A 19,957-nucleotide genomic window follows, 5' to 3' on the forward strand; every position below is an offset into this window, starting at 1 on the left:
ATCATCCGTTCATCCGCGCCCTTTCGAAGCCTCGTCGAGCTCGTGTACCCTCGGCGGATGGCCGATGATGTGTTCGGGATCGTCGGCACGACCCAGGGGGCGTTCAAGGTAGAGCGGGTCGTCGCCGAAGGTGGGTTCGGCGTCGTCTATCGGGCGTACCACGAGGCTTTTCGAGCGCCGGTCGCGCTGAAGTGCCTCAAGGTTCCGGCGACGCTGCCCGAGCAGCTGCGCGTGCAGTTTCTTGAAAAATTTCGTGAGGAAGCGGAACTGCTGTTCCGCCTGTCGGCCGCGATCCCTGCCGTCGTCAGGCCGCTGCACCACGACGTGATCTCGGCCGCGACCGGCGCCTTCGTGCCGTTCATCGCGCTGGAGTGGCTCGAGGGCCGCACGCTCGCGAGCCACATCGCCTCCCGCGCGGCGATCGGAGCGCCGCAGCTCTCGCCGGCGGAGGTGATCCGGCTGCTCGCGCCCGTCGCGCGGGCGCTCGAGGCGGCGCACCACTTCCCCGGGCCGAGCGGCCCCACGTGCGTCGTGCACCGCGATCTCAAGCCGGCGAACATCTTCCTCGCCCAGATCCACGGCGCGGAGGTCGTCAAGATCCTCGACTTCGGGATCGCCCGCGCCCGCGACGCCGCGACGGTCATGGCCGGCCAGACCGCCACCACGTCGGGCGGCCTCTCGACGGCGTTCACGCCGGCCTACGGGGCGCCCGAGCAGTGGGCGCCGAAGCGCTTCGGCAAGACGGGCCCCTGGACCGACGTCTGGGGGCTCGCCGTGACGGTCGTCGAGGCGCTCGCCGGCCGCGAGATCATCGGCGGGGATCACGTGGCGATGATGGGCACGGTGCTCGACGAGAAGCGCCGCCCCACGCCGAGGAGCGAGGGCATCTTCGTGCCCGACGCGCTGGAGGCCGCCTTCCGGCGGGCGCTGGCGGTGGACCCGCGCGAGCGCTTCCGGGACATCGGGGCGTTCTGGGACGACGTCGAGCAGGCGCTCGGGCTGCCGCGGAGCGCTCCGCCGATCGCGGTGCCCAGCCGGAGCCACGCGCCGCCCGCCGCCCGCGCCCGCTCCTCGGTGCTGCCCGCGTCGCCCTCGTCGCCGGGGTCGACGCGGTCGCAGGATCTCCTCCAGAGCACCGGCCTCGCGGCGCCGGCGGCGTTCACGGAGGCGGCCCGGGAGCTCCACCTGCCGGAGCGCGGCGGCGGCCGCTTGCCGCCGCACAGCCTCCCCACCGAGCCGGTGGTGCCGCTCGCGCTCGACTGGTCTCCTCCCGCGCCCTCGCCCTTCGCGAGGCCGTCCTACTCGCCGTCGAGGATGCCGCCCCCGATGATGGAGCGCGCGCCCGCCCGGCCCAGCCCGAGCACCGCGGAGCTCATGGCGATGTTCGCGTTGCCGGTGCGGCTCGCCGGCGCGGGCGTCGTCATCACCCTCCTCGACCTCGCGGCCGCGTCGCTGCTCTTCGACGGCCAGCGCATCGGCGTGGGCCCGATCGGGCTCTTCCACGTCGCGGTGGGCCTCGTGGTCCTGGGCATCGGGGTCGCGGTGTTCCGGCTGTTCTCGTCGGACCGCTAGCGCAGCCCATGCCCGCGAAGCCGCAGGACCTGGGCGACACGCGGTGGGACGACGTCCGCGTCTTCCTCGCCGTCCACCGGCACGGGAGCTTGGGCCAGGCGGGCGCGCGCCTCGGTCTCGACACGTCCACCGTCAGCCGCCGCTTGACGGCGCTCGAGGCGTCGCTCGGAGCGCGCCTCTTCGACCGCACCCGCGACGGCCTTGTCCCCACGCGCGTCGCCGAGCTCGTCCTGCCCGCCGCCGAGGCGATGGAGGCCGCGCACCGGCGCCTCGCGCGCGACGCCTCGGGCGCCGAGGCCGACGCCGAGGGCGTCGTCCGCCTCAGCGTCGCGCCGGGCTTCGCCGACTCGTTCGTGACCCGGAGGCTCCCGCGCCTCCGCGCCCTCCACCCCAGGATCCGCATCGAGCTCGACGCGTCCGTCCGGGTGCTCGATCTCACCCGGCACGAGGCGGACCTCGCCCTCCGCTCGATCCGGCCGGAGGGCGCCGATCTCGTCGTGACGAAGCTCGCGTCGGCCCGCTGGATCGCCGCCGCCTCGGAGCAGCTCGTGAAGGACGCCGGGCCCGTGGCGGCGTGGGACGCCGTGCCGTGGATCGCCTGGGATCGCGACCTCACCAGCTTCCCGGCGGCGCGCTGGCTCGCGCGCCACGCCCCCGGGGCGGAGATCGCCCTGCGCACGAGCTTCTTCGTCTCGCAGCTCACCGCGGCGGAGATCGGGCTCGGCGCCCTGCTGGTCCCCGAGCCGTACCTGCAGGTGCACGCCCTCGTGCCGCTCCGGTTCGCGAGCGCGCTCGAGGCGAGCGCGGCGGAGTGGCCCACGGACGATCTCTGGCTCGTCGGCCACCGCGCCCTGCGCGACGTCCCCCGCGTCGCCGCTGTGTGGAGCTTCCTGATCGACGAGCTCAGGTCGCCGTGAGCTCTGTCGCCCCTAGCGCCCCTCGCGAGCGGCGGAGCTAGGGCTCCTCGCGCCGCACGCCCGTCGAACCGTAGCCGCCCGCGCCGCGCGCCGTCGGCGCGAGCGCGGGGACCAGGACCACGTCGGCGAGGGCGACCGGGCAGATCACGAGCTGGGCGATCCGATCGCCGCGGTGCACCGTGAACGGCGCCGCGCCCAGGTTGATCAGGACGACCTTGATCTCCCCGCGGTAGTCCGGATCGATCGTCCCGGGGCTGTTCAGCACGGTGACGCCGTGGTGCAGCGCGAGCCCCGAGCGCGGCCGCACCTGCCCCTCGTGGCCGTCGGGGAGGGCGACCGCGTAGCCCGTGGGCACGAGCTTCCGCTCCCCGGGCGCGAGCGTCACCGGCGCGTCGATGGCCGCGCAGAGATCGAGCCCGACGGCTCCCTCGGACTGGTAGGCGGGGGGAGGGACCTCGATCGGCCCCACGCGAAGGAAAGGCACCTGGATGCGCACGCGGCGGAGCCTAGCCGGTCACGGGCGCGGCAGCACCGCCTCGAGCGCCGAGCCCCGGAGCGCCTCGAGCGCCGAGTCCGACCACGCCCGCGCCCGATCCGAGAACCCGGCCTCCACCGCGCGCCGGAGCAGCTCGATCGCCCCCTCGAGGTTCCCGTCCTTAGCGCTCGCGCGTGCCGCGCCGTACGCGTCCTCGCCGAGGCCCACGCGGCGGAAGATCGCCTCGTAGAGCCGCGCCGACCAGTCGAACGCGCCGCGCTCGAACGCGATCTCCGCCATCCGCCGCGCGTCTTCCTCCGAGAGCTGCTCCACGATGTCCAGCGCCACGGCCGCGGCCCGCGCCACCTCGCCCTGCTCCACGAGCACCCGGATCAGCGGGCCCGCGACCTCCTTCCGGTCGTCGCCGGCCTCCCGGGCCGCCTCGAGCGCCTTCCGCGCCTGCTTCAGGTCCCCGAGCGCGAGGTGCACCGCGCCGACCAGCGCCGGGTCCGGCTCGCCGTGCTTGCGCGCCTGCGCGACCGCTTCCCCCGCGCGCTTCGCGTCGCCGAGGAGCAGGTGCGACCAGCCGATGAGCTCGTGCGCCTCCCGGAGCGCGCGCTTCGGCGGCGCCGGCGACTGCGCGAGCACCTCGGCGGCGAGCGCCATCGCCTCGCCCGTCCGCTCGTCCTCCAAGGCCCGGCGCGCCCGCTCGAGCAGCACGGTCGTCTCGGGCGGCATCGGCTCCTCCTGGAACTCCGCGCGCCGGCGGTTCACGGAGGGCGACGGCGCCGCCGGCTCGGCGCGGAACCGCTGAAGGCTCTGGAACGCGGACATGACGAGGATGAAGGAGAAGAAGAAGAACCCCGCCCTCAGGAAGAGGATGGCGAGGAGCACGGCGGCGACGCCCGAGATGGCCGCCGTCAGCCGGGCCCGCTTCGGGCCGAGCGCGTGCTCGAGGACGTGGCCGCCGTCGAACGGGAGCACGGGGATCAGGTTGAGGAGGCCCCACCACACGTTGACCGTGATGAGCATTTCCATCCCGCTCAGCAGCATGGCCGGGAGGGCGTAGAGCGCCGGGGTGTAGCTGAGCACCAGGTGCAGGAGCCCGGCGACGAGGAAGCCGGCGAAGGGGCCTGCCAGGCTGATCAGCACGTGCTGGAGCCGCCCGACGGGCAGGAGCGAGCGCCAGGTCGTGGTCCCGCCCATGAAATGCAGCGTGATCTCCGGCTCGATCCGGTGCCGCTTGATGGCGAGCGCGTGCCCGAACTCGTGCATCAGGACCGACAGGAAGACGACCAGGATCCAGACGAGGAACGTCTGGTACTGCTGCCTGGCCAGGATTCCGTACCCGAGCAGGGCGGCGGAGAGCCAGAACCCGAGCTGGACGTCGACCGAGACTCCAAACAGACGGAAGCTCATGCGCATGTAATAAGCCGTGCGGGCCGTTCGCTCAATGATTGCCGTGCGGACGCGGCCGGCCGTAGAGTGCGCCGCGATCTTCCGCGCAGCCGCGCGCGCGTGCCCATCGGGGCGCGCCGTGCCCCTCTCTGGCCGCGCGGAAGCGGCGTCGGGAGCGAGCATGGGCAGGGAGATCCGGGTCAGTAGTTGGGCGCTCGCCGGGGTTGCCGCGGCGGGCATCGCGTGTGGGGCCGCACCGGCGCCCGCGCCGTCCCCCGGGGCCGCGGCGGCGCCCGCGCCGCCGTCCGAGGCCTCCGCGCCGGCCGCCGCCCGTCCGCCCGCGGCCTCCGCGCCGGTCGAGGCCGCTGCCGCGCCAACGGCCGCACTGCCGCCCGAGTTCGAGGTCCCGCCCAACACGGCGGTCCTCCACGTCGGCGACTCGTTCGCGGTGGCGGGCTTCGCGCAGGCGCTCCGCCCGCGGATGCAGGAGCACCACGTGCGCTACGCGGTGAAGGCGGAGACGAGCTCGTACACGGTGACGTGGGCCTCGAGGATGGAGCTCCTTGTCGCGAACTACCAGCCGGACCTCGTGATCATCAGCCTCGGCGCCAACGAGGTGGAGAACGTCAACCCGCCGGCCCACGCCGGCGCGATCCGCCGCATCGTCAAGGCGATCGGCGGCCGCCCGTGCGTGTGGGTCTCGCCGCCGCTCTGGCGCAAGGACACCGGCATCATCGACGTGATCCGGACGAACTCGGCCCCGTGCCGCTTCTTCGACTCCGACGCGCTCGTGCCGGGCCCCCTCCCGCGCCAGAAGGACAAGATCCACCCGAACGAGGTGGGCGGCGCGCGCTGGGCCGAGGCCTTCTGGGGCTGGCTCACGGCGGAGCACCTTCCGGCCGGCGGGGAAGAAGGCGCAGCGGCGCCGCAGCGCAGCCCCTGGGCGCTCCGGCCGTCTCCGCCGGAGGAGCACCGCTCCCGCGCGGACGCCCCGGAGAGCGCGGCCCATCGGGGCGAGCAGGTGTCGGAGCGGCGGGCGGAGTGACTCCGCGCTGACCGGCCGGCGCCCTACGCCGGCGACGTCGCGACGCCCGCGCCGCGGTGGATCAGCCCGGGATCGTGGCCGAGCGCCCCTGCGATCGCCGCCCTCACGTCCCGCATCAACCGGTTGCGGCCCCCGGCGCCATAGGGTGCCGGATCGATCGGCGGCATGATCGTGACAACCACCCGGTGGTGCTCCTGGACCACGAAATTCTTCGCCCGGAGCACGTGCCGCGTGCCGTCGATCGCCACCGGGAGGATGGGCGTGTTGGTCTCGATCGCCATCCGGAACCCGCCGCTCTTGAACGGGAGGAGCGCGCCGGTCTTGCTCCGCGTCCCCTCCGGCGCGATCCAGACCCGGGTCCCGTCCTGCAGCATCGACGCGCCGACCTGCAGGCTCGCGCTGGCCTGGACGTGATTGCTCCGGTTGATCCGGATGAACCCGGCCGCCTTCATCGCCTGGCCGAAGATCGGCACGTTGAACAGCTCTTTCTTGGCGATCATCCGGAGCCGCCCGGGGATCGCGCGGAACACCACCGGGATGTCGAAGAGGCTCTGGTGGTTCGACATCACAACGAACGGCCGCGCGCCCGAGGCGTTCTCGCGCCCGCGCACCACCAGATCCACGTCCGCGTCCTCGAGCACCTTGCGCGCCCACCAGTCCAGCCGCTCATCGCAGCGCTCGAGGGTCACACGCCCGATCATCGCGTCCACCACGGTCGGAAAGCAGATCCGGGCAGTGTCGAAGATTCCCATGAACGTCGTCTGAAGGCTCATCGCTCTCTTCCCGCTGATTCCGCTGAAAGGTGAGGGGATCGCGTGGCGCGCCGACGACCGAGCAGGCCCTGCCTTACGCGGCGGGCAAGCAGCCCCCGAGGGGCGCCGAGCTCATCCGGTGCTCATGCAGCGCTCATCCAGCACTCGTCCGTATGCGAACGCCGCAAAGTATACCACTCAACCCCCGGCTGTGGTGCCGGTCACGGTCACTACCACGCGGCGCCCGTGGGGAGAACTACGGTGCTCCCAGACATACAGGGCTTGCCAGGTCCCGAGCGCGAGGCGGCCGCCGGAGATCGGGATCACCTCGCTCGAGCGGGTGACGGCGCTCCTCAGGTGGCCCGGCATGTCGTCGGGGCCCTCGTCGTCGTGCTCGTAGTCGCGGCCCTCCGGGGCCAGGCGCGACATCCAGCGCTCCAGGTCGCGGAGGACGGCCGGATCCGCGTTTTCCTGGATGATGAGGCTCGCCGACGTGTGCTGCAGGAACACGGCGCAGAGCCCGACGTCGACGCCCGCGCCGGCGACGACGCGCGCGACCTCGCGCGTGATATCGACGAAACCCCGGCCGTTCGTGCGGATCTCGAGCGTGCGCTGGACGATGGTGGTCACCGCGCCATCTTAGCCGCCTTCAGCGCGCGCGCCCGGCACGACGTCGACGATGAGCCCCCAGCTCGTCCAGCGCTGGAACCACGCGCCCACGCGCTCGGCCAGCGCCGCGCCCGCCCCCTCTCCGGCGCCCTCTTCCTCGGTGCCGGCCGGCTCCCGAGCTCTGCTCGCCACCTCCTCACACGCCGGGACGAGCGGCACGCCCCGCCCGAGCGCCTCGAGGAGCGCGAACGCCTGAGGATCGAGCTCCTCGAAGCGGATCGTGAGGTCGGCGCCGCGGAACACGGCGAGGTGGACCGGGCGGGGCGCGGGCAGCGCGGGCGACAGGCCTTGCTTGAGCTCGCTCCGGAGGACGTGCGCCGGGTGGCCGAGCCGCACCAGCGCGAGCAGCGGGTGCAGGACGATCCTGGCGGTGGACCAGCCGTCCGCCGGCATGTCCGTCACCTTCGCCGGATCGAGCGGAGGGGGCGAGGCGCCGTCGAACAGATCGACGAGGGTGTGCTCGTACCGCGCCACGTCGCGCGCGAGATCCCGCAGGGCAGGGGGGAACCCGTCGTGGGCGCCCGCGAAACCGGCGACGTCTCGCCCGAGGTCGCGCAGCGTGAAGCTCGCGGGCGGGTGCGCCGCGAGGTAGGCCCGCGCGAACGCGTCGAAGCCGTCGTCGCCGAGGACGTGCGCCAGCGCGGGGTAGTCCTCGCGGAGCGCGTCCCTGTGCCGCAGCCAGAACTGCCGCCGGTAGATGTCGGCCTGCTCGGCGGGCGCGAGCCGCTCGCTCCCGGCGACGTGCTCGCGGCACAGGCCGGCGAGCACGGCGTCGTCCGCGAGCGGCGCGCCGGCCGTGAACATGCGGGTGAGCTGCCGCATCAGGGCGGCGAGGCCGGCCGGGGGCGCGGGGTCAGGCGGCGCGCGCACGCGCCACCTCCTCGCGGATCGCCCGCGCCTTCTCCGCCTCGGCGGCGAGGACCTCGAACGAGGGGATGTCGTCGTCCCACTCGATCAGCGTCGAGACGTCGCCGGCGCGGGCGACCGCGCGCCGGTAGAGCGCCCACACGGCGTCGACCACGTGATCGCTGTGGGTGTCGAGGATGTACGCGCCCTGGTGCGTGTGGCCGGCGAGGTGGAACTGCACGATCCGGTGGTGCGGCACGCCGTCGATGTAGGCCTCCGGATCGAAGCCGTGGTTGTACGAGGAGACGTAGACGTTGTTGACGTCGAGCAGGATGCCGCAGTCGGCCTCCTCCGCGACCGCCGAGAGGAACTCCCACTCGCTCATCCGGCTCGCCGTGAAGGTCAGGTAGCTCGACACGTTCTCGAGCGCGAGCCGGACCTCGAGGAAGTCCTGCACCACCCGCGCCCGCGCCGCGACGTGCCGCACGGCCTCGTCGGTGTACGGCAACGGGAGCAGATCGTGCAGGTTGATCCCGTGCGCGCCCGTCCAGCACAGGTGATCGCTCACCCAGGGCGAGCCCACCCTGGCCAGCAGCGCCTTCAGCCGGCGCAGGTAGTCGAAATCGAGCGGATCCGTGCTGCCGATCGACAGCGAGACGCCGTGCTGGACGAGGCGGTAGCTCGAGAGGAAGCGCTCGAGGTTGGCGATCGGCATGCCGCCGTCCACCATGAAGTTCTCGCTGATGATCTCGAACCAGTCGACCCGGGGCTGGTGCTCGAAGATGTGGCGGTAGTGCGGGATGCGCAGCCCGACGCCGACGCCGAGGTCGGGGAGTCCCAGCCGCATCCGTTCGAGGTTCACCATGGTTCACCGCGAGCCTGGATCAGGGGTGGAGGGATGCGCCGCGGCGCCTCACGGCCCAGCGGATCCGCACAGCTCGGCCCAAGGGCCCTGGCGGATCCGTGCAGATCGGCCCGACGGGTCCGGCGGATCCGCGTGGATCCGCCGGATTCCGCCGGGCCGGGCGCGCCGAACCTACGACGAGCAGTCGGCCGGCTTGCAGCCGCCCTTGCCCTTGCACTCGTTCTTGCCCGAGCACTCGTGGCCGGCGCCCTTGCAGCCGCCCTTGCCCTTGCACTCGTTCTTGCCGGCACAGCACTCCTTGGCGGCGGCCGCAGGCGCCTCGGTCGCCGCCGGCTCGGCCGCGGGGGCGGCGCCGCCCGTCTCAGGCGCGGGCGGAGGCGACGAGGCGCAGCCCGCGAGGCCCGCCACCATGCCCGACACCGCCGTCAACGCCAACGTCTTGCCCATGTCGATCGTCATCTGATCCTCCACGCTCGTCTTCGTCGCGATCACCGGGCCCACCGCGCGACTCGCCAGAATGGCGCGCCCGCACGCTGGAGCCCGTCGGGTCTCGCCGGCCTCTCGACCGCGCTGAGCCCATCGGCTACGCGTCACTACGCCCGACCGGTTCCACGGTTTCACTCCGGACGCGTTGATTCTTCATTCAACTCCCCGTAAGTGAGCGGGGTTGACCTCCACGCCCACGCGAGCCCCCCCTGCGTGCACGGCGTCCGGCGGCGTAGCCTCGGTGGCTGGGGCGCGCGGCCAGCGTGCAGCGTTCCATGCACGACGTAACTCGCTTCGGACGGGAGGCGCAAGACAAAGCGTCCAGCGCGGCGCGCCGGCGCCGTGGCGGGTCCTCGTCCACCCGCGTCGCGGGGCGCTCCCGGTGCTCGCGGCGCTCTCGCTGGGGGCGGCCGGCTGCGGGGGGGGCCCGAGTGGAGGGGCTCCACGTGGGGGGGCCGGCACGCCGGGCAGCGCGGCGGGTGATGCGGCCTCCGGGCGCGAGCTCCCTGTCGAGGCGATCGCCGCCGAGCTCGAGGCGCTGAGCGGCGCGATCCTCGAAGGGCGGGAAGCGACGTTCCGGGACATCCTGGCCGACGCGCTCGCGAAGGACGCGTACCTGTGCCAGCCGGCGCCGCGCCGCGTCTTTTCCGGAGCGCGCGGCGACGTGCCGGAGGGGGAGCGGCGGATCGCCGGGGTGATGCCGCACTACGGCCTCTTCTTCGGTCCGATGAGCTACCTCGTGCGGCGGCGCGGCGGCGCCTGGGAGGTCGGCGTGCGCATCGCGGTCGACCCGCCGGAGGGCGCGGGCTGGCTCGAGCTGCCCGACTGCGGGCTGGCCGCCCGGCTCGGGGGCGCCATCGCGTGCCGCGGTACGCCGTACGCGCGCTCGGGATCGACGGACGCTTGCCCGGGGTCCGGCGTGTTCACGGCGAGGGCGACGCCGGCCGCGATCCGCGCCCTGCTCGCGCGCTGGTCGGACGAGGCCGAGGGGTACTGGAACCGCGACGCGCGCGCCTTCGGGCTGCCGGTGCGCTACGACTTCGACTTCGTTCTCGCGGACGAGGCGCGCGCGCGGGCGCTCCGGGTCGATCTCGCGGTGCCGCTCTCGCCGACGTGCGGCAGGACGCCGTACTTCAGCGCGATGCGGGCCGGCTGGTCGCTGCCCGTGCTGGCCCACGAGGTGGGGCACGTGCTCGGGCTGCTCGACGAGTACGAGGCGCTCTCCGGGATCGTCCGCTGCTATCCGAAGACGCCGTTCCCGGGCGCCGAGATCAGCCGGATGGGGCTGTCGATGAAGGAGGAGACGCGGCTCCTGCCGATCCATCACTACCTCGTGCTCCGCCGCTTCTTCTGCCGCGAGCCCGCGTCCATCGACCCGTATGCCGGCGCGATCCGCTGACCTGATGCCAGCGCGATCCGCTGACCCGATGCCGGCGCGATCCGCTGACCTGATGCCGGCGCGATCCGCCGAGCGCCCCACGTGCCCCCGCGCCGGCCGCCGCCTCGCGGTAGCGGCGCTCGCCTACGTCAGCGCAGCGGCGCTCGCGTGGACGGGGCTCGCGGGCTGCCGCTCGGAGCGAGAGCGCGGCGGGGCGGACGCGGGGCCGAGCGCGGCGGACACGGGAGCCAGCGCGGCGGACACCGGGGCCGGGGCGCCGGACGTGGCGCCGCCGCTCGTGGGGGCGCCTCCGAGGCCGAGGCCGATTGCGCCGCCGGCGGAGCCGCGCTGTCCGCCGGAGATGGTGCGGGTCGCACGCCGGTTCTGCGTCGATCGCTACGAGGCGGTGCTGCTCGACAAGGAGACCGGGCTCGAGATCTCCGCGTTCTATCCTCCGTCGCGCCAGGCGGCCGCGTCCGTCGAGCGGGTGTGGTCGAAGATGCGGCTGCAGCTCGGGGACGACGAGGCGCGCCGCATGGATCTGCCGCTGCTGCCCGGCTGGCAGAAGCAGCGCGAGTTCGAGCCGCGCGCGGTGTCGCGCAGGGGCGTGCTCCCGCAGGGCTACACGACCGGCGCGCAGGCGGAGCTCGCGTGCCGGAACGCGGGCAAGCGGCTCTGCTCGCTCGAGGAGTGGCGGACGGCGTGCCGCGGCGAGCGGGACGAGCAGTTCCCGTACGGACCGACCTACGCGGACGGGCGGTGCAACGTGTTCCGCGAGGCTCACCCGGCCGGCGTGCTCCACCGCGACGTGACGCTCGGGCACAGCGATCCGCGGCTCAACCTGGTGCGCGTCGCCGGGGCGCCGCTCCTGCGGCGGACGGGCGAGACCGCGACGTGCGCGAGCGCGTGGGAGGACGACGCGGTCGCCGACATGGTCGGCAACCTCGACGAGTGGATCGACGATCCGGAGGGGACGTTCGTCGGCGGGTTCTACGCGCGCGCGACCCGGGAGGGGTGCATGGCGCGCGTCGCGTCGCACGACTTCACCTATTTCGACTACTCGACCGGCGTCCGCTGCTGCGCGGATCTCCGCGCGCCGCCGTGACGGGCGCGCGGTCGCGGCGGAGCGGGGCGATCTGGTAGCATCGGCCGCTGCGCGGAAGGACGTCGCGCTCGCGCGACACCGCGGGGAGGACCATCGATGCTCGCAGCCCGATATCACGTCTACGATTCAGCGGTGCTCGACGCGCCCATCGAGGAGGCATGGAGAGAGCTCCGCGATGTCGTCGCGCTCCTGCCGATCGTCTTCGGTGACGGCGTCAAGGACTACCGTTACGTGGACGGCGGCTCGGCGGAGAAGATCCCGTCGCGCTTCGAGTTCACGCTCCACCCGTCGGGAGACAAGGCCGTGGAGGAGGTGGTCGCGCGATCCGAGACCGAGCACTCCGTCACGTACCGGCTGCTCGGGCAGGTCCTGGGCATCGAGGGGTACATCGCGACGTACCGGCTCCGCCGCATCACGACCGAGCCGGGCAAGACGTTCCTCGAGTGGCCCCGGGAGTTCGGCGTCGCGCCGGGCCAGGAGCCTGAGAAGGTCGTCCCGTCGGTCGCGGCCCTCACCGCGAACGAGGTCCTCGCCATCAAGGAGCACTTCGCGAAGCGCCGCCGCTCGGTGTGATGCACAGCGGCCTCGGCCGAGCGGACGGGGCCGAGGTGGAGCCTCCGCCGGGGGTCTTCAACGGATCGCAACCGTTGGGAGGGGCCCGGCGCCGGGGGTCTCCAACGGATCGAGTGAGCGCGAGGGGCCCGCCGCCGGGGGCTGAAGCGGAGCCACCCGCTACGGCGACAGGACCCGGCTCACCTCGGTGACCTGGTGGTCGAGCGGGTACTCCAGGGCCGGTATCCAGCTATAGACCCGTGTCTGGATCACGCTGCCGGGGGGCGCCGTGAAGCCGAGCTCGAACTTCTGCCACCCGCCGTTGGAGTTGACCTCGGTGAACTGTGACGGCGCGAAGCGGCGGCGCGCCAGCACCTTGTTCGTCGTCGTGTCGAACACGTCGACCCACCCGAGGATGTGGCGGTCGTTCGGCATCAGCACGCCGTCGCGGTACTTGAAGTAGAAGCGCGCCACGTAGTTGCCGGGGTCGACCGACGTCGACGCGGAGGTGTCCACGTTCACCACCTGGTTCGGGCCGCCATTGGGCTGGCGGACGGTGCGGAGGGCGCCCTTGGCCGGGTCGTAAACCGTGTTGCTCGTTCCCGGGGTGAGGTCACACGCGCCCTGCGCGCACGCCCCGGCCCACCACTGGCTGAAATGCCCCGACGGCGTCGTGAAGTTGCCGGCGATCCACGGCAGACGCGGCCCGCTGGCCATCAGGCGGCTGCCGAACCTCGACGGCGCCGCGGCGCTGTATTCCTGGCCGAACTGGGCCAGGATCTCATCCACCGGGACCGTCCACAGGCCCTTGGAGTTCTGCGCCAACGGCTTCGTCACGGTGCTCCCGTTCAGGGTGGCCTGTACGTACGGACTGCCGCTGCCGTAGAAGGCCTGCAATACCAGGCCGTCCGTGAGGGCCGCCGAGTTGCTCCCGTGCGGGTCGAAGCAGCCGGGGGTGGCGTTGCAGGCCGCCGCGTTCGCCTTGCGCACGTGCAGGGTATAGGCCGTGGAGCTGGGCGTCGTCGCGTCGAGGGCCACCACCACGCTCAAGCTGTTGGGGTTGAACGCGTCGCGCGCCTCCCGCCCGCTCGGATCCATCGCGTTCCCGATGACGAGGATCTCGCCGAACTTGAGGAAGACGGGGTAATCCACCCGCTGGGTGGTGGACAGGGCGAAGGCCCGCATGCCCGCGTCGTACACGGTCGACGCATGCCCGCTGATGAACTCCATGTAGCGACCAGGCGGGAAGTACACGTTCATGGATAGCCCGGCCTGCTGCTGGGCGAGGGTGTCCGTCGCCCGCAGCAGCGGGCGCACAAGCAGGGCATTGCCGAAGAAGAACTCGTCGATGGGGTCTGACGTGTTTGCGGCAGACGGCGCTGCGTAGATCGTGTGCGCCGTGTCGGAGGCGTCGTCCAGCCACAAGGGGCGCATCAGGTGAGGCTGACCATCATCGAAGGTCCGGACGGCCTGATCGTAGGCGTACTGCTGCAGCCGCATGCGGAGCTGGTACGCCCACGTGACGATGTCCGCCCCGGAGCCGAGGTGCCAGAAGCCGAGCGAGCCGACAGCGCCGGGCATGAAGGCGTGGAGCTGCGCCTCGCGGACGAAGGAGGAGACCTCTCCATCGCCGATGCGGCAGCACTGATCGAAGCGCGAGGGCACCTCGTTTCCCTCCATGGGCTGGAGGACCCCATGGCTGTCCGCCGAGCACCACTTGCCGTCCACCGGTAGCAGGGTGCCATTCGCGTCTTTCTCCCCGGGGCAGACCAGGTTGGCGCAATCCGGCGAGCTGTCGCGTACCGAGGGCGACTTGACGCCCGCCTGCTCCAGCTTCGGGTGGAAGTAGCCGGAGGCCACGTGGGTGAGCATCTGATCCAGCCCGAACTTGAAAGGCCAGTAGCTCAGCAGCGATCCTGCCGTCGTGCTGAGCGTCTCCACGGAGCCCGGGCCATTCTGGAGATCCGTCGCGGTGCTGAACCAGTCGTTGCGGCCGAGGATGACGCTGTCGTCGATGTTCTTCCGGTAGTAATCGTACATGAGGCGGAACGAGCCGTCCGGAAGGTAGCGGTCGATCGGAGCGTTGGGGGGGCTGCCGGCCCCGCACTGGGTGATGGACTTGTCCTCTTTGTTGCGATCTGCAAGATTTTGATAGGACTCACGGTTCGTCGGAACGTAGCCGCTCGGCAGCATCCGCGTGTGCACGCCGATGAACATCTCGTCTTCCTTGATCGCGCGGAAGTTGCCGTAGCCCAGGTGCCCGTTCGACAACCCGGGCACCTGGTGCGCCGTCTGCACGAATTTCGTCATGGCGGCCGCGTTGAGCTGATCGAACGGGATGATGGCGCCGACCACGGTGTCCGTGGGCGCCATCCGCATGAACGCGAATACGCTATGTTCCGCCCGCTCCGGGAAGCGCAGGAACGGGTCCATGCCGAGCGTCTTGAGGACCCACTCGTAACCCTTGTATCTCGAGAGCGGTCTCCCGTCGATCACGGGGCTCTGGCACGGCGAGGCGGACCATGTCACGTCCGGCGGGCAGGCATTGACGTCGATGTCACCGTTCAGGTGCTCCATGAATTCCGACGAGCAGGCATTGGCGTCGAATTCACCGTTCAGGTACATCATGGCCAGCTGCGCCGCCCCGTGGTGGCGCATCCCGATACCGGGAGCGATGCGATAGCTATCCTCTAGCTCCTGCTCCCAGTCCGAGTACGAGGTGCCTTCCCGGAGCACGAGCGACTCCGTCGACGGGTGCGTCCAGATGCCGCCGAAGAACTTGGTCCAGGCGTTCGGGTGACACATGTTCGGCTTGGCCCAGTACCCGGAGCCCTGGATGAAGACGGATGGCGCGACGTGCGCGTCGGAGAGGCGCTGGCGGGTCTCCCGGAGCGCGGCCGAGGTCGCTCCACCGGCGAGCGGGATCTGCGTGTCGAACTCGCCGTAGGTCTCCCAATCGAGGCCGAAGGCCGCCTTCGACGGGAACTTGAAATCGAAGGCGTGCGGGTGCGTGCTCTCGACGTCGAGCAGGACCTTCTTCAACGCCTGACGATACAAGGAGTACGCGCTCGCCATGTCGTTGCCGCGGACGATGAGCAGCGGCGCGGGGGCGGCGTCCAGCAGCGGGTGCTGCCCGCCGTCCTTGTCCGTCAGGAAGGGCGCCTGCTTGAGCACGAACGACGTGTAGACGTTCATCCCGTTCAGCGGATCCGTGCCCTGCGGCGTGGGGTTGTTCGCGTCCTTCGAGCGCCTGATGCGCACCATCTTGGGGTTCGGCTGCAGGTACGCGATGATGAGGTTCTTCTCGGGCACCACGAACACCGGCGTGCGCAGCCGGCCGTAGTCCTGGTGATACTGGAAGTCCGCGCGAGCCCCGCTCGTGCAATTCGGGAGCATGGCGCAGTCGGCGTCGAGCTCGGCGTCGGTGCGCATGCGCCCCACGGCGAACTCGCTGTCCCAGAACTCTTCCTGGGTGCCCGGAGCGTCGGTCGCAGGAAAGAAGCGGACCCCCACCTGGTTGGCGAGCCCCTGCATCCCCAGGCCGTAAAGGCGCTTGACCCTGGTGTTCAGGTTGATCTGCCAGCGGTCGGTCTCGGACGGGCAGGAAGCGCCGCTGCAGGCCTGCGCGGTGAGAAAGTACGCGGCCCCCAGGCCCGAGCCCTGCGTGAAGTACCCGGTGACCGCGCTCCCCGGATTCTCGCCCTGGTGGGCGACGGTCATCCCCCAGAAGTTGAAGGTGCCATTGAGGTTGCCGAGGACGTCGTTGCCGCTGAAGAAGAGCGTGTCCGGCGTGCGAGGCGTCGCGCTGGAGGAGGTGACGAGCGGCGCCTTCACCTCGGCGACGTTCTCGTTCGCCTCTGTCGTCTCGGCCTGCCCACAGGCAGGCAGCGGCACCACGGCTGCCAGGAGCGCCGCACGGCTCCATGCGCTCGACGGGAAACGTCTCATGATCGCGTACCTTTCCGGCCCCGGTCCATCGCCAGCCGGGGAGCCCCGGGACCCTAGCGCCAGCGAGCGAGCGTCCCCCTTAAAGGTCAATTAAACCCCGTTTAATGTTCAGCCCCTGCCCGCCCTCGGCGCCTCGAACCTGGTCCGCTCTCACACCATTGCACCGTGACATCTCGTCACGGCCGGCGGCCGTGCCGGATGGGGCCTGCCCCTGGGATGGCGCGTGGTAACCTGCACGGTGATGCACGCCCATCCGTGGTCGCCGCGCCGATCGACGCGGCTGTCGTGGCTGTGGCAAGGGATGACGTCGAATGGTCGGCACGGACTCGCGTAGGCCGCGAGCGAGCGGCGCGGGCGGCGGGGACCCCGATCTCGCCCAGGTGCCATCGCCCGAGTCCTCGCGCGTGCTGCGGCGCGCGCCGGCGCCCCCCGCGCCGCTCGTCGATGCGTCGCGTTTCTTCGGCCGCGCGCAGGCGCTGGAAGAGCTCCAGGGCTACCTCGACGACGGGGCCAAGCTCGTCACCATCCTCGGCGGACCGGGCCTCGGAAAGACGCGGCTCATGCGCCACTTCGGGGCCTTGAAGCAGCAGGCCGGCGAGGCGGTGACGTTCTGCGACCTCACCGCCGTGACCAGCCTCGACGACATCTTCGTCGACGTGGCGCGCGCCCTCGACGTGCCGCTCACGGACGGCGCCACCGCCGAGGACGCAACGGCGCAGCTGGGCCGCGCGATCGCCGCGCGGAGTCGCTCGTTCCTCCTGCTCGACAACCTGGAGCAGGTCGTCGCGCACGCGCACGCGCCCCTGTCGAAGTGGCTCCGGGCCGCGCCGCAGACCACATTCCTCACGACCTCACGGGAGGTGCTCGGTCTGGAGGAGGAGGTGCTGCTGGAGCTGCCTCCTCTCGCGCCCGAGGAAGCCGTGGAGCTGTTCCTCGATCGAGCCCGCCGCGCAGCGCCTCGCGTGGCGGAGACCGAGCGCGATCTGGTCGCGCAGCTCGTCGGTCAGCTGGACTGTATCCCGCTGGCCGTGGAGCTCTCGGCGGGGCGCGCGGGCATCCTGTCGGTCGCCGATATGCTGGCGCGCATCCAGGACCGCTTCGCGCTGCTGCGGTCCACACGCCGCGGAGCTCCGGCGCGCCACTCCACGCTGGAGAGCGCCATCGACTGGTCCTGGAACGCGTTGACCGCGGCCGAGCGCTCGGCGCTCGCGCAGTGCGCGGTGTTCCGCGGCGGCTTCACCGTGGACGCCGCGGAGGCCGTCATCGACCTCTCGGGTGCGCCGGACGCGCCGCCCCACCTCGACCTCATCCAGGCCTTGCACCAGAAGTCGCTCCTCGTCAGCTACGTCGATCCCTCCTCGCGGACCTCGCGCCTCGGGCTCTACGAGATCATCCGCGCGTACGCGTCCCGCAAGCTCTCGGCCGCGGCCTTCACCCGGGCCGCGGCGTCGCACGCGCGCCATCACGTCCTTGAGGCCGAGCGCCAGGCTGCGCGCGTCGACCTCGACGGGGGGAATGACGCGCTCGAATGGCTCGCGCGCGAGACCGAGAACCTGCTCGCCGTCGTCCACCGGAACGAGGTCGAGCCATCGCTGCGCGTACGTGCCGCCCTCGCGCTCGACGCGCTGTTCGAGGTGCGCGGCCCGTCGCTGACGCGGCTTTCCTTGCTGCGCGCCGTGGCTCCGGCGGTGGAAGAGGACGGCGACGCCGAGCGCACCGTTCGCCATCTGCGCGCGCAGGGCGACGCGCATCGGCAGCGCGGTCACCTCGCGGACGCGCGGCTCGACCTCGATCGGGCCATCGCCACGGCGCGGGCCGCGGGCTGCGGCGCGCTCGAGCGCAGAGCGCTCGTCACCATGGCGCTCCTCGACTACGACCTGTCGCGCTTCGACCTCATCAAGGAGAGGTACGAAGAGCTCTACGACCTCGCCCTGCGCGCGGGGGACGACGAGGCGCGGAGGATCGCCATTTGCAGCCCGGTGGGGATCGCCCGGACGGACCCCGAGGATCCGGAGACGGCGGCGCTCGGGATCCGAAACCTGCGCATTCGGGCACAGACGCTGCTCCATCTCTGCGGCCAGCACATCTTCTTGCTGGGTGACGTCGAAGCCGGGCTCCGCTTCTCCTGGCGGGCCCTCGAGCTCGCGCGGCGCATCGGAGACCGCTTGTTCGAGCACGTGGTGCTGGGCTCGATCGGGGGGCTGGAGCTTTCGCTCGGCCGATTCGAGGCTGCGAGCGAGCATCTGGCGCTCGCCGTGCAGTCGCACCGCGAAACAGGCTCACGCCACCAGCTCGCCGACGCGCTCGTGCTGCTGGGCGGCGTCGAGAGCGCGATGGGGCGCTTCGACGAGGCTCGCGCGCTCCTCGACGAAGGCCTTCCGATCCTCGCCGAGCTCGGCGAGGAGGGGTGGGGGCGCGCTTGTGGTCTGGGGCAACGCGGCGTGCTCCACGCCATGCTCGGGCTGTTCGCGCAGGCCGAGGCGTGCGTGCGCCTGGCCCGGCGCGTGGTCGCCACGGCGCAGCCGGGCGCCCATGCGTTCGTGGATCTCTGCGCGGACCTCCTCGCGATCGCCCGCGCTCGAAATGCCGGTCAGCCGGCGAGTCAGACCGTGTGCGCGTATCTCCAGCGGCTGGAAGACGCCAGGAAGAACCCCGCGACGCGCATCGGTGCGAGCCTCATCGAGCCCCTGGGGGAGCGGGTGCTGGCCCTGCTGCCGGGTGGCGTCGAGGATCACGGCCATGCTGCATCGGAGCCCCCGCCCGAGCCGACGCCACCCGCGGATCTGGAGGTCGGGCCCGACGCGACGTGGTTTCGCGTGCATCCATCCGCCCCGGTCAAGCTCCAGCGGCGTCGTCCCCTGCGCAGGCTGCTCGCGCGGCTGCTCGAAGCGCACCGCGACGCGCCGGACAAGCCGGCCTCGCCGATGGTCCTCGTCGAAGCCGCCTGGCCAGGCGAGCGCATGTTGCCTGACGCCGCGCTCAACCGGCTCCGGAACGCAGTGGCCGTGCTCCGCGGCATGGGCCTCAAGGGCATGCTGCTCACGCGCGACGACGGCTACCTGCTACGCCCATCGCTCTCGGTGAGCGCCTCGCCGCACCTGCTGCTGGACGACGGATGACGGGTAACCATCACGGATCGAGCGAGCGCGAGGGGCCCGCGCCCGAGGGGCTGCAACGGATCGCGTGCGCTGGAGCGGGCGCGAGCGACAGGTCCGCGACGGATCGACTCCGCTGGAGGCGGCCAGGGCCCAGGTCTGCTGCCGCGCGACCACCGGGCCATCCGTCCACGCCGGCGCGCTTCGCACTTCCCGAGCGCACGCCGCCGTGACGAGGGCGCGCTCGAGCGACAGCGACCTCACCTGATAGCATCGCTCCGCCGCGCATGGCGGTGTCGCGCCCGCGGCATCGGGAGGAGGGAGCCATGATCGACGCGCGTTATCACGTCTACGACTCGGCGGTGCTGGATGCCCCCATCGAGGAGGTCTGGCAAGAGGTCCGCGATATCACGAAGCTCATCCCCGTCGTCTTCGGGGACAACGTCAGGGAGTACGGCTACGTGGAGGGCGGCTCCGCGGAGAAGGTGCCGTCGCGGTTCGCGTTCACGCTCGTCTCGGGGGAGAGCTCGCTGGAGGAGGTGGTCGCGCGCTCCGAGACCGAGCACGCCGTCACCTACCGGATCCACGGGCAGATCTTCGGCATCGAACGCTACACCGGGACCTACCGGCTCCGGCGCGTCACGACCGAGCCGGACAAGACCTTCCTCGAGTTTCCACGGGAGTTCGGGGTCGCGGCAGGTCACGATCCAGCGCAGGTCGTCCCGGCCATCGCCGCGCTCACCGCGAAGGAGGTCGCGGCGATCAAGGCGTACTTCGCGAAGCGCCGCCGCGCTGCGTGATCCTGCCGCCGCGCCGCGAACATCGCGGCACGGCGGCTGCCCGAGCGCGCTACA

15 protein-coding genes and 1 pseudogene are annotated in these 19,957 nt (G+C 71.9%); 8 read left to right on the plus strand and 8 right to left on the minus strand.

Going from position 1 to position 19,957, the window contains the following annotated elements; translation table 11 throughout:
- Window positions 1-57 precede the first annotated feature (57 nt).
- Together POL72_RS51880 and POL72_RS28155 are read left to right on the plus strand one after the other, a co-directional pair.
- Window positions 58-939 (plus strand): annotated as a pseudogene (locus POL72_RS51880) (serine/threonine-protein kinase); the annotation flags it as partial.
- A 641-nt stretch (window positions 940-1,580) separates the two neighbouring features.
- A complete protein-coding gene (locus POL72_RS28155) occupies window positions 1,581-2,489 on the plus strand; it encodes a LysR family transcriptional regulator (protein ID WP_272098897.1) in 909 nt (302 codons plus the stop codon).
- 37 nt (window positions 2,490-2,526) lie between these two features.
- Here the strand turns inward: POL72_RS28155 and dut are convergent, their stop codons facing one another.
- Both dut and POL72_RS28165 read right to left on the minus strand, forming a co-directional pair.
- Window positions 2,527-2,985 (minus strand): dUTP diphosphatase, encoded by a 459-nt coding sequence (dut, locus tag POL72_RS28160; protein WP_272098898.1) that lies wholly within the window; start codon window positions 2,983-2,985, stop codon window positions 2,527-2,529.
- Between the two features lie 18 nt (window positions 2,986-3,003).
- A complete protein-coding gene (locus POL72_RS28165; protein WP_272098900.1) occupies window positions 3,004-4,383 on the minus strand; it encodes a hypothetical protein in 1,380 nt (459 codons plus the stop codon).
- Between the two features lie 160 nt (window positions 4,384-4,543).
- Here POL72_RS28165 and POL72_RS28170 point away from each other — a divergent pair, with 160 nt between their 5' ends.
- Window positions 4,544-5,407, plus strand: coding sequence for an SGNH/GDSL hydrolase family protein (locus POL72_RS28170; protein WP_272098902.1), 864 nt, complete (start codon window positions 4,544-4,546; stop codon window positions 5,405-5,407).
- Between the two features lie 23 nt (window positions 5,408-5,430).
- On the opposite strand, the gene POL72_RS28175 is transcribed toward POL72_RS28170, so the two are convergent.
- The 5 genes from POL72_RS28175 to POL72_RS28195 form a co-directional block, all read right to left on the minus strand.
- Window positions 5,431-6,180, minus strand: coding sequence for a lysophospholipid acyltransferase family protein (locus POL72_RS28175; protein ID WP_272098904.1), 750 nt, complete (start codon window positions 6,178-6,180; stop codon window positions 5,431-5,433).
- Between the two features lie 177 nt (window positions 6,181-6,357).
- The gene (locus tag POL72_RS28180) at window positions 6,358-6,789 is read right to left on the minus strand and encodes a secondary thiamine-phosphate synthase enzyme YjbQ (RefSeq protein WP_272098906.1); all 432 of its coding nucleotides are present in this window, start codon (window positions 6,787-6,789) and stop codon (window positions 6,358-6,360) included.
- Between the two features lie 9 nt (window positions 6,790-6,798).
- Complete coding sequence (locus tag POL72_RS28185; protein ID WP_272098908.1) at window positions 6,799-7,698, minus strand: HvfC/BufC N-terminal domain-containing protein; 900 nt, start codon at window positions 7,696-7,698, stop codon at window positions 6,799-6,801.
- Window positions 7,682-8,539: an MNIO family bufferin maturase gene (gene bufB / locus POL72_RS28190; RefSeq protein WP_272098909.1), complete on the minus strand. Its 858-nt coding sequence runs from the start codon at window positions 8,537-8,539 to the stop codon at window positions 7,682-7,684. Before bufB ends, POL72_RS28185 begins: the two co-directional genes overlap by 17 nt.
- Before the next feature lie 171 nt (window positions 8,540-8,710).
- The gene (locus tag POL72_RS28195) at window positions 8,711-9,031 is read right to left on the minus strand and encodes a hypothetical protein (RefSeq protein ID WP_272098910.1); all 321 of its coding nucleotides are present in this window, start codon (window positions 9,029-9,031) and stop codon (window positions 8,711-8,713) included.
- A gap of 376 nt (window positions 9,032-9,407) precedes the next feature.
- On the opposite strand from POL72_RS28195, the gene POL72_RS28200 reads away from it, so the two are divergent.
- The 3 genes from POL72_RS28200 (at window position 9,408) to POL72_RS28210 (ending at window position 12,081) form a co-directional block, all read left to right on the plus strand.
- Complete coding sequence (locus POL72_RS28200; RefSeq protein WP_272098911.1) at window positions 9,408-10,424, plus strand: hypothetical protein; 1,017 nt, start codon at window positions 9,408-9,410, stop codon at window positions 10,422-10,424.
- A gap of 52 nt (window positions 10,425-10,476) precedes the next feature.
- On the plus strand, window positions 10,477-11,508 hold the full coding sequence (locus POL72_RS28205; protein WP_272098912.1) for an SUMF1/EgtB/PvdO family nonheme iron enzyme: 1,032 nt from the start codon (window positions 10,477-10,479) through the stop codon (window positions 11,506-11,508).
- 96 nt (window positions 11,509-11,604) lie between these two features.
- Complete coding sequence (locus POL72_RS28210; protein ID WP_272098913.1) at window positions 11,605-12,081, plus strand: SRPBCC family protein; 477 nt, start codon at window positions 11,605-11,607, stop codon at window positions 12,079-12,081.
- A 159-nt stretch (window positions 12,082-12,240) separates the two neighbouring features.
- Here the strand turns inward: POL72_RS28210 and POL72_RS28215 are convergent, their stop codons facing one another.
- Entirely contained in the window at window positions 12,241-16,008 is a 3,768-nt protein-coding gene (locus tag POL72_RS28215) for a glycoside hydrolase family 31 family protein (protein WP_272098915.1), read from the minus strand.
- Window positions 16,009-16,319: 311 nt separating this feature from the next.
- On the opposite strand from POL72_RS28215, the gene POL72_RS28220 reads away from it, so the two are divergent.
- Complete coding sequence (locus POL72_RS28220; protein ID WP_272098917.1) at window positions 16,320-19,127, plus strand: ATP-binding protein; 2,808 nt, start codon at window positions 16,320-16,322, stop codon at window positions 19,125-19,127.
- Window positions 19,128-19,429: 302 nt separating this feature from the next.
- Window positions 19,430-19,903: an SRPBCC family protein gene (locus POL72_RS28225; RefSeq protein ID WP_272098919.1), complete on the plus strand. Its 474-nt coding sequence runs from the start codon at window positions 19,430-19,432 to the stop codon at window positions 19,901-19,903.
- Window positions 19,904-19,957: the final 54 nt, after the last annotated feature.

It is taken from the genome of Sorangium aterium, assembly GCF_028368935.1.
Taxonomy (GTDB): domain Bacteria; phylum Myxococcota_A; class Polyangia; order Polyangiales; family Polyangiaceae; genus Sorangium; species Sorangium atrum.

What these genes read in the sequence shown, in the direction of transcription:
- POL72_RS28155 (WP_272098897.1), top strand. Translation starts at nt 1,581, where the DNA reads ATGCCCGCGAAGCCGCAGGACCTGGGCGACACGCGGTGGGACGACGTC.
- POL72_RS28165 (WP_272098900.1), bottom strand. Translation starts at nt 4,383, where the DNA reads ATGAGCTTCCGTCTGTTTGGAGTCTCGGTCGACGTCCAGCTCGGGTTC.
- POL72_RS28170 (WP_272098902.1), top strand. Translation starts at nt 4,544, where the DNA reads ATGGGCAGGGAGATCCGGGTCAGTAGTTGGGCGCTCGCCGGGGTTGCC.
- POL72_RS28175 (WP_272098904.1), bottom strand. Translation starts at nt 6,180, where the DNA reads ATGAGCCTTCAGACGACGTTCATGGGAATCTTCGACACTGCCCGGATC.
- bufB (WP_272098909.1), bottom strand. Translation starts at nt 8,539, where the DNA reads ATGGTGAACCTCGAACGGATGCGGCTGGGACTCCCCGACCTCGGCGTC.
- POL72_RS28205 (WP_272098912.1), top strand. Translation starts at nt 10,477, where the DNA reads ATGCCGGCGCGATCCGCCGAGCGCCCCACGTGCCCCCGCGCCGGCCGC.
- POL72_RS28210 (WP_272098913.1), top strand. Translation starts at nt 11,605, where the DNA reads ATGCTCGCAGCCCGATATCACGTCTACGATTCAGCGGTGCTCGACGCG.
- POL72_RS28215 (WP_272098915.1), bottom strand. Translation starts at nt 16,008, where the DNA reads ATGAGACGTTTCCCGTCGAGCGCATGGAGCCGTGCGGCGCTCCTGGCA.
- POL72_RS28220 (WP_272098917.1), top strand. Translation starts at nt 16,320, where the DNA reads ATGGTCGGCACGGACTCGCGTAGGCCGCGAGCGAGCGGCGCGGGCGGC.
- POL72_RS28225 (WP_272098919.1), top strand. Translation starts at nt 19,430, where the DNA reads ATGATCGACGCGCGTTATCACGTCTACGACTCGGCGGTGCTGGATGCC.